Genomic DNA, 10,693 nt, shown 5'->3' with positions numbered 1-10,693 from the left:
TTTGTTGTCTCAATTGCTCTTGCCTTAGTAATTTGAACTTTAATGTAATCTTTTTTTAGACTAGGATTCTTTTCAACTAACTTATTAACAACAGTTTCTTGATTAGAATTTTCTAGTTTGCCCAAATCTCTATTAGTAATAACATCACTTAAATTATCTGCTTGTCCAAAAGTTACACTAATTGTTAACGATTCATTATTATCTAAAATCAACATTTCACTAGTTGAGCTCAAATCAACTTGATAGCTATGTTTACTAATTGCTCTTGATTTTGCTATTTCAGTAACTTTTGCTGTTATCAACTCATTTTTAATAAGTCCATCAATTTCATTTTTTAAAGCACTTTCATCTTTAAAATTTTGATTTTCTAACTTAGCAATTTTATCTAAAATTGGTGTGACATCAAGATGATCAGCAACAACAGTTTCAGTTGCAAATTTGACATCAGTAACTTCGCCAATATAAATATCTGGATTTGTTGAACTAACTTTAACAATATAGTTTGTTGTCTCAATTGCTTTTGCCATAGTGACTTCAACTTTAATATATTCTTCTTTCAATTCAGGATTCTTTTCAACTAATTTGCTTTTAACAGTCGTTTCATTTGCACTTTCTAAAATTCCTAAATTTCTTGTTTTAATAACATCTTCTAGTTTTTTGGGAATATAAGGATCAGGTTTTTCTTTTCCTTTGTTAACTATTTGACAAGAAGCCACAGATACAAGTACGACAAATAAGGTCACAGCAAATACTGTACAAAAAACTATCGTTTTTTTACGTTTTTTCTCCATTTTTCTCCTTAAAACAACTTTTTATTGATTAATTTTATTTGCTCATTTTTTATTCTTTTTGATATTTTATGCTAAAAAAAAAAAAAAAAACAAGACCTTTTTACAAAAAAAGGTCTTATTTTGAAACATTTATTGTTTTTGTTGTTTTTCAATTTTAACTTGAACTTCAATCGTAATATCAACGCGATCTTGTTTATGAGCGACCATAATTTCATCACCATCAACTTGATTTAATAACGCCTCAACACTATTAGAATCAACTCCTGCAAAATCTTCAATATTGTTTCATTGATGAAATTCCTGAGCGTATTGTTTGACTAATTGTTGTTTAAGTCCCTGGTCGTGAGCTTTTGTTTCAATCAACTTAGTAATTTGATAAGTATTTGTAATTCCTGGATTTTCTTGAAAAACTTGGTACATTAAATACTTTACAAAATTTCTAATTAACAAACGATCAGTTTTAATTTCTGAGTCAACTTCAATTTGTTGTACTTCTATTGTTTCGACTTGTCGTTGTTTTTTAAGAGCTTTTTTAGCAGCCTTCTCAGCAATAAGTTGTTTTTCTCAATCAGGAATGAAAACATCCTCACTTATTTGAACTGCAACTTTTTGTTTGTACCTGTTGTTGTCCTTAATTTGTTGTTGCTTGTTTTGAGCATTGACTGCAATTGCTTGAGCAATCAGCCAGTAAGCGATAAAATTAAATGAAATAAAAATAATTAATTTTACAAACAAATCATTTGTTGCTAGTGAATTCATTTTACAAGCTCATCAAATTAAGACAAACAAACAATAAAACGCTGCTGCAAAACAAACGACTAGAATTCAGTACATGTATGGTGGCATTGCTTCACTAATTGACTGATTAAAAGCACCTGTAGCTGCTCCAATTCCAAATCCAATTCCATGGAATAAAATAACTCAAACAACTAGGGGAACAAACGCTCATGCTTTATAATAGTTTTTCATGTTTCCTCCAATTTGTTATTTTCTCTATATAAATAATACTTTATTTTTGAATAAAATGTAGTCATCATGGTTGTAACAAGATATAATATATATGTAATTGCCCTCTTGGCGGAATTGGCAGACGCATCAGACTCAAAATCTGACGAGGCAACTCGTATCGGTTCGACCCCGATAGAGGGCACCAGTTATAAATCAAAAAAATAAAAGCATGGAAACATGCTTTTTATTTATTTTATAAAACATATTCAAAATGGAAATTATATAATATAAATATATTGGAGGGCTCATAATGGAAACAAACCGTTGAAGTGTCGAACGCGACAAAAAAGGCTTTATTCATGTCAGACTTAACCAAAAAACAGGTAATTTTAAGACAAAAGCCGAAGCAATTGATATGGCCCGAAAAATGGCTAAAGGTAACCGCACAATCTTAAGAATTCATTCTGACAAGTCTGGATATGATGTGGTTGACTATACTAGTATTCAAACCTCTAATGAAATTTTTGATAAGACTTTAAGTGACGTTAAACTTGCTCGTGCCGAATTGACTGTTGCTAAAGTTGAAAAACAAAAGCGCAAGGTTGAACTAAAAGCTGCTCATGAAACTGAGCGCTATATTGCTAAACGAAAATATGAATTAGCAAAAGAACGTTTAAAGAAATCAAAAATGAATTTACGAAATGCTCTGAAAAATAATAAACGAGCTTTAAAAACTATCCAAGATTAAAAAAGTTAAAAATGGAAGCATACCTATGAGAATATTTTCTCACATGTGTTGTACTTCCATTTTTAATTTGTACTTTTTACAAAGACTTGTTATAGATAAAATAAGTTTGCTAATCTTCTGCAGTTTCACTCATTAATTGCGATGGACGAGTTTTTCTTGCAGATTTAGAAGATACCATTAAAGATCCAATAAATGATCCTACCATTAGCAATACGCACAATCCTGGAACCCATCAATAAATTCCAAAAGGAATTGCTATTCCTGCAGTTATTAAAATATGAACAATGGCATATGCAAGTCAAAAAGCAATTAATGCTCCAGCAATTCATGCCCCGATTGACAAAATGGTTGGAATTGTTAACACAAACGGCATAATCTGTTTGTTTTCATAACCCAATGCTCGAAGCATAATAATAAATCTTCGGTACTGATTGATATAGATATCTCCTACAAGCATAATTAACAATGATGAAGCTGTTAATACTGAAACAATAATAATTCCTCCAACATAAATTGAGGTTTCCACTAATTGATCTACTAGAGCTTTCATTTCTGAAAGTAATTCAATACCTGTAATCGTAATTTTATATGCTTCTGGTGTATCAGAAGTTCGAATATTTTGTATTCCAGATTTATATTGACTAACAATTGATATTCCTGAGGTTATTTGTGTTGGTTCTACTTGGTTAGAAAGAATTGTATTGTAAAAGTAATGTGGAGAATAGGCATAAGCATCAGTTGTTGCTATGTAAGAATCTTTATAACCATCAACTAAGTTTACAGGTTGCCTTGTTTTTAAATTATAACGATCAAATTGCGAAACAATCCCATTGCTATCTGCAACACCAGCTTTAAGCATAGTTGCTCGATCAAAATCATCATAATTATACTGAGTCATTCTCGCTGTTGATAATCCGGAAATTAAGTTTGCCAAATCAGAATCCATAATTGCTAATTCTGATCCATAAGTTTCAATATTATCGACAACTTCGGCATTAATTTTTAAATCTGAATTATCATATACAATTTCTCCGCTTGTATACTTAAGCAGGTTATTTTTTGACTTACGACTTAATGTATTTGAAAAAAAGTTATTCGTATCATTAAATAAAAACCCAGCTTCATGTCCTTCTTGAAGTCCATCAGAAACGGCCCCAGAAATTGAAATATCATAAGGTCTAATAGCAATAAATGTTTCTGAAGAATTTTTATCAATTTTATAACCGTTTAAAACTGAGTCTGGAACATTAGCAGCAGATATTTTTTCAGTATAGGCAGTAATATTTTTATACTCGTTTTCTCCTGTTGCCATTTCTTTATAAATTTCTGTATCGATTTTTGATTCTGGCAAATATAAAAGCAAGTTGTTGAAACTGTAGTAAGGTCTTAGAAAAGCCTTACTAATAGTTTCATCTTCGGCGATTTCAAAATCTCCAAACATATAAGCTTTATCATTTAACTTATCATTAGAAAATTGCTTGTTATTTGTAAATTTATTAGCATCCAAAGTGAAAGGATTTAAATAACGGTTTTTGTTATATCCGTAAGCATTTGTCATTTCTTGTTTAGCATGAGGATTTTGTTTGATGTAATCTGAATTTAGATAATCATAATCATCATAAGCTCAAGCTCCATTTGGAATAACTTCTTGGGCTGTTCCACCTTTTGTTAAATAAGTTAACTGAAGTCCATTTGTTGCTAAGCTATTAACTTTTCGACCTGGTGTCATGTTTTGAGCAAATTTTAATTGTTGGTTTGCAAGAATTGGTAAAGTTACAGTATTAGAATCTTTGTCGTAAACTTTAAAACCATTTTTAGTGACAATTGAGTTATCAAGTTTTTCATTATTAAAGACTTTTTCCAATTGTGCTTTTGCTTGAGGATCAATATAAAGTTTTGCTTTTTGAGCGTTGCTCAAATTATAAGCTGACTGAGATTTATCAAGACCTAGCAAGTTCAAGGTTTTGTTAGACTCTTTAACATGGGCACTAACAGAAGTTGCTAGTGTTTCTTGTTTAGCAACTAAATTAATTGATTGATACCCAAAGGCCATTTGACTAATACGAGAATCAGAACTTAAATATGCTTTGGCATATGGAGGAGCAAAACCTAATAAAATATTAGCAATTTGCTCTCTTCATCCGACTCCTTCAACTAAATTTACATTGTTTCCAGCAATCGCTTTAACAATTTCTGGAATCGCTGTTAGTAAGCTTCCTGTAGTATTACGGCTAAGTTCCATTCGTTCATCATCATTCAAATTTTCAAAATCTTTTAATGACGAATTATTATTTAAAATGTATCCATAAAATTGTTCAAAGACTCCTACTCCCAAAATTTTCGATGTCATATTGATAAATTGATTTCCCACTGCTGAAATAATTTGGTTATATAAAATATCTTCTCCAAGTTTGGCTTCACGAATAATTCGCTCATATATAGATTCAAACTGTTTATAGTCTTGCTGATTTTTGACATATAAATAACGCGGTAACAGTGATGAATTTGAAGTTGAAGCAGAATAAGAAAACGGATTTTCATAATACCCTGATTTTCCAGTTACTGATTCTAATGGTAATTTTGCATCAATGTATGTAGAGTCAATAACTTCATGACCATTTCACATAGTGATTGCATCTTTTCCTAAGGGAGCATTTGCAACATTTTTGATTACATTAAATTTATTGGCATAGTTAATATTTTCATAATACTTTTCTTTGGCATTTAAAGCAACTGCTGGAATTGATAGTCCGACCATAATTAAAACAGATCCAATAAATACGAATGATACTAATAATGCAATTGGTTTTTTACCAGAACTTGATAATTGTAAAATTAGTCTTGTTCTAAATGAAAAGTTTTTGAAGATTGTATTTTTCAGTATTTCTAACATTCATGAGCGACTTCATTTTTTGGTTTGATGAGTAATTTGTAAAACTGGTTTATTAACTAAAATGAACGCTGCAATAAAAGATACTAACGCCATGAAAATTCCAAAAATTGCAATGGCAATTACTATTGAAATTCAATCAAAAAAGATTTCATTTGTAGGAAAACTAAAATAAGCAATAAATATTTTTGAAAATAATAATTGCAACATGGTTCCTGCGATTCATCCTAAAGGGACTCCTACCAAAACAATTACGAAGCTATATGACGTATACGATGAGGCAATCAACCTTGAAGTGGCTCCATTTGCTTTCAAGATTCCTATTTGCTTAGCATTAAAGTTAATTGTTTTAATAATGCAAACTACTAGGGACATTACTGCAATCATTGTGATTAACGCTGCCGAAATATATGTAATTAATGTATAAATTTTAAAGACAGCCAAATATAGTGTTCAGCTAAGAGAGTAACTTGAATCAGCAAAATTTGTTTTTGAAAAAAATGTTTTTGGAGTTTGCTCATTGTCAACATCAAGCATATTTTTATTTTTTGCAATATTTGTTGAAGAAGCATTATTATCAAAAAATAATTGTTTGCGAGAGAGACGAATTTGTGTTTCATCTTCGCTAATACTTGCTTTTGGAATTGTGAAAAAGTTTAAAATTTCACTAGTTGTATCTTCACTTGACCCTTGCCCTTTGTTTATCAAACTTTTCATTGTATCTTCGTAAGTATAAACTATGGCACCAGTTTTTGATTTTGGTAACGGAACATCTGGGTCTGCAGTTGGATAAAATGAGTAAGTATCAACAGCAAAACCACTAACATAAAATAATCCATCAGCAATTTCTATAAGATCTCCAACATTAATGTCATTGGCTCTTGCATATTGTTCGGAAATGACAATTTCATTAAGTGCCATCGGAGCATTCCCTCTTAAGATTTTAAAAGTTGTCTTTGAAGTATCATCTATTGAAACAAAACGATATTTGATTTGAGTTTTAGGATCACTTACAATAATTTCTTTTCTTGTATATAAATCAAAATTATTTGTTTCAGCTGCCAAAATTTGATGAGTTAAAAATGCCGAAGTGATTGGCAAATCATCAGCAGTATTTGATTCTGAAGTTCCAAAAAATTTAACTCCATTTTCTCCAATGTTAGCTCACTCGCTTGCATGAATTGTTAGTGCTTGAGCAAGATTATTAGTTCGTAAAACTTCAGCAACTCTTCGACTTGGAGAACTAGAAGTTCCTTGCAGTTCAAAAAAAGTATTCGAATTTTTAATTTCAGAAACTTTAATTTTTTTTGCTAAACTTTCTGATTTTTCTGTTGTATCGGTTGAATCAATCACTAATGTTAAAGGATTCAAAATTCCTCGATACCCTTTTTTAAAAATTTGCTCTTCAAAATTATTTTTTGTGGAATCTTCAATTATATTAAAGTATTTGTCTTTTTGAGAGCTATCAATTTCAGAATTTACTATCTTAGTTTCATAAGCGGTATTATTTTCAATTAAAAATTCTGACCCTTGAATTTGGTTTTCTTTATTAAAAGGCTTACCAAATAAAAATTGATAAAGCACAACTTCTTTTGAATTTTTTGAATATTTTGCTGCTAAGCCATCACCATAGATGTCAATTTTTCTAACTATATATTCAGAAACAGACTGAACAGTATAGTATAAATACTGATACAAGCGAACATTAAAAGTTCGATTATCTTCGTTTGCCTCATTATTATTGTTTTTAGCTGCAAACGCTTTTCAATCTGATTTTTGATCACTATTTAAAAATTCTGCAAATCAGTCCGGATTTGCCTGTGTATATTTACCAATTAAAGTGTTTTGTAAATATTCTTCATTTGCTCTCAAATCTTGAAACAATTGGTTAACAAATAAATCATCAAATATAATCATGTTTTTTCGATGTTCTAAATTTTGTAATCGTCAATCAGTATGATAATCTTTTAACTTTGTAAAAGTGTCTTTGAACTCTTTAGTTTCAATTACCTTATTAATGAAAGTCTTCGATTTTCTTGAATCATTTTGATATGAAAAGTCCATATTTGCAAATGATTGACCGTCACTATATCCAGTATAGTCAATTCCAACAAAATCTGCGATTGGCATGAAAAATTCATCATCAGAAGTTGATTGAGTCTTTCCTGCAATATTAAGTTTATAGTGATAATCGAAACGTTCAGCTGTTCTAACAATTTCAGAATATGACTTGTCAAGTCTTCTATTCGTTGAAATTGCTACTGTTATTATCGATGTAGCTAAAAATGACAATAACAAAATTATTGTAAATTGAACTCTAAATTTAAAAACTCCTTTAATGCCTTGTTTTAGCATTAACAAAAAATTGCTTTGCATACTCTCCTCTTTTTACTATATGACTAACATTAACACTTTTAAAAACTTAGTATTACTATTATAAAACTCAAAAAATATATTAACTGAATTCAAGATGATTACAAATATTTTGGTTTTTTTTAGTATATAATAAATTTTGCATAAAAAAATAATTTTGGAGGAAATATGAAAAAGATTTTGCTTATCTTAAGTTCAATATCGATTTCGGCGTCCTCAATTACCACTGTAAGCTGTTCGTTTGGAAATCAAGTAAAGGTTTCAATCACTAATAAAATTAATGCTCTAATGCTTGGTAGTTCTTATGCTGCTAAAACTGCAATCTTAAACTCAGAAAAAAGTTTTGATGCTTCCTGAATGGATTCAAAATATAAATCATTATCTTTAGAAAGTGAAGTTGGATATGACCCAATTAATCATCAAGGAAATGTAGCTTCTTCTAAAAGTACTATAAAGGATTTATCAAAATTTGTTTTTGGTAATCAGGGAAAATACATTTTTACACCAACTGATACTAATTCGTCTGCAAATATTCAAAATAATACAGAAAATACAATTAAACCTACATCAGACAATACTAAAAGTATTTCACTAATCGTCAAGGCAGTTCAAACATTATTAGGTTCAGGTTTTGGAGCTTCAAAGGCTTCAATGTTTGTTTATTTACTAGAAGATCAATGAAGTAAAATAAAAGATAATTTGGATGAAATTTTGGGTGATGTGTCAAAAGTTTTAGATAAAGAAATCAGCGGTGGGGTAACTACAAAAACGTTAATTACTGAAGTTTTAACTGCCCTAACAACAGACCAATGAGTTATTTCAAATTCGGAAGTTACTTTTGAAGAAGCAATCAATTATTACTATCAAGAATTAAGTAAAATGCTTGCTGGAATTTTAAAACTTAATCTTGACGAGAATAGCTATGATATTGGAAATATCACTAAGCAAGTTATACAATTAGCTTTAAAAGATAAAACATACTTTAAAAGTTTGAACATAACATTAAAAACTCTAATTGATCACAACGAAAAAGGTGATTCATTATTGAAACTATTAGTTAATTATTTTAAATTTGAAATTCTAACCGCATTAAAATATGCCACTTCAGATATGCAATCTATTGAAGAAATTTATAATTATAAGGTTCATGACGCTACTAACATCTATTTTAATAATTTAGATTTAATGGCAATTGTAAAAACTTTAGCAAGTTTATTTGATTTAAGAACCCCTGGAAACGAAAACGGGCAACACTTACAAAAATTCTTTGAATTTATGTTTGGGCGTGTTGATGAAGCAAGTTTGATGAGTACTAAAAAGTACACACCTTCAAATAGTTTTATCCTTGACTTTATAAACGGAGCATTTTGAGGATTAAAAGATGGTCTACGAGACCTTATTAAAGATAAGCTTGGTGGTATACTCGCAAGTTTTATTGGAGCAATAACTGGAAGCTTAGATACTTTTATTTTAAATTTGGGAAATACACTAAAAGGAATCTTCTTTTTTTCAGGCAAAGATTTAAGCAATACAAATCACTACTTAGCAGAAAGTTTAAAATCATTGTCGAGTCTATTAGGGATTATTATCGGTCGCTTACCACCCATATGACCCGTATTAGGTGGACAAATATGAAAACTGATTGAAAATAACTCTAGTTTAAAATTTGCTTTTGCCAATGCAGGGATTACTAAGGCTGGAAACGTACCAGTAATTGGAAATCCAAAAGACGATACAACTCTTGTAAAGTTTTTATTTGACTGTAAGGAATCTTTAACATTTGCAGCAAAATCTTTAGAAACTAATGAGAAATTTTTAAACTCATTAAGTTATAACAACTTAATTATTGGTTCACCTTGAGCAGATGTTGCTAAGGGAATTATTAGCCCCAAAGGTTTGAAAGCAAATGAAAAAACATTAGTGAAGCTGATGAATATAATTTTTCCATTAATTGGGAAGAACGAATCTCATGATTGACAATATATTGAAGATAAATTAGCATATTTTGGAAATAGTCAAACAGGTGAAGGCAATGAAAATATTGATTTATGAATTGGAAGTGGTACTCCAATCGGGAATATCAAGAAACTCTTTACTTCTACTTTTGGAGAAATATTGGACTATTTAAATAACTTGAAAAAAAGTAATAACGCACCTTTAAATTCATCAATGTCATATTCACCAGATTGAAGTTCGTATTCTGTAGCATCTCTACCATCACTTCTAGAAAGTCAAATTCCTAAGGAGTTTAAAGATAAACAATTATCATTAGATACAATTTTTAATTTGATTAGAGGTTTTATTACTGACTATAAAATTTGAAATCAAGGCAGTCAAACTCCAATCTTAAAAAATATTTTTGAAATTCTTGATGAAGCGGTTAAAAATCCAGAAGGTCTTGATGGTCTTAAGTACCAAAAAATTCAATACTCATCTAGTGGAAAAATTTATCAACTGGGTAAAGATATTGATAATATATCAAACCTGCTTTTCGGAATAATTCGAACAAGCGAAGGAACACGATATGCACCTGATGGTTTATTCCAGCAAATAGGAATGATATTCGGTGGAGCTACAGTTGACAAAAATAGTGATCAAGAAAAAATGGTAAACCAAAATAGGCGCTTTTCTCAAGAGTTAATTAATAGCGCTGCAAAATACGTGGACCATTTGACAGATCAAGAAAATCAAGTTGATGAAAAAGAATTTCAGCCTCTATATATTAATAAGGCTTGAGAAGTTCCTAGATTATTATCAAGTGATTTAAACTATCACTTTACAAAATTGGATTATCTTTTAACTTGACGTTATAATAATGCAAAATATAAGGTATCTCTTGCAAAGAAAAGCAGTGCTCCTTCAGCAGCATGAGAAATTTCTTACTTAGAAAAACTATAAAAAAACTTTGGTCACCCAAAGTTTTTTTATACTTTTTTAAATTAT

General features: G+C 29.9%; 5 protein-coding genes and 1 tRNA gene. 3 read left to right on the top strand and 3 right to left on the bottom strand.

Features of this window, described 5'->3' with window-relative positions:
* Window positions 1-791: hypothetical protein (locus L872_RS04515; protein WP_036268824.1), on the bottom strand; the 791-nt coding region annotated here is incomplete at its 3' end.
* 129 nt (window positions 792-920) lie between these two features.
* Complete coding sequence (locus L872_RS0101320; RefSeq protein WP_027063089.1) at window positions 921-1,760, bottom strand: hypothetical protein; 840 nt, start codon at window positions 1,758-1,760, stop codon at window positions 921-923.
* Between the two features lie 99 nt (window positions 1,761-1,859).
* Here L872_RS0101320 and L872_RS0101315 point away from each other — a divergent pair.
* Window positions 1,860-1,944: transfer RNA gene (locus L872_RS0101315), tRNA-Leu, on the top strand.
* 105 nt (window positions 1,945-2,049) lie between these two features.
* A complete protein-coding gene (locus L872_RS0101310; RefSeq protein WP_036268823.1) occupies window positions 2,050-2,487 on the top strand; it encodes a DUF2188 domain-containing protein in 438 nt (145 codons plus the stop codon).
* A gap of 109 nt (window positions 2,488-2,596) precedes the next feature.
* Here the strand turns inward: L872_RS0101310 and L872_RS0101305 are convergent, their stop codons facing one another.
* Entirely contained in the window at window positions 2,597-7,753 is a 5,157-nt protein-coding gene (locus tag L872_RS0101305) for an ABC transporter permease (protein ID WP_027063087.1), read from the bottom strand.
* A gap of 165 nt (window positions 7,754-7,918) precedes the next feature.
* Here L872_RS0101305 and L872_RS0101300 point away from each other — a divergent pair, with 165 nt between their 5' ends.
* Window positions 7,919-10,648 carry a hypothetical protein gene (locus tag L872_RS0101300; protein ID WP_027063086.1) on the top strand — a complete coding sequence of 910 codons (2,730 nt, stop codon included), beginning with the start codon at window positions 7,919-7,921 and terminating at the stop codon, window positions 10,646-10,648.
* Window positions 10,649-10,693 lie beyond the last annotated feature (45 nt).

It is taken from the genome of Mesoplasma seiffertii ATCC 49495, from assembly GCF_000518725.1.
GTDB classification, from domain to species: domain Bacteria; phylum Bacillota_I; class Bacilli_A; order Mycoplasmatales; family Mycoplasmataceae; genus Tullyiplasma; species Tullyiplasma seiffertii.
Note: the sequence above shows the minus strand (reverse complement) of the source record. Positions and strands in the feature narration are given on the sequence as shown.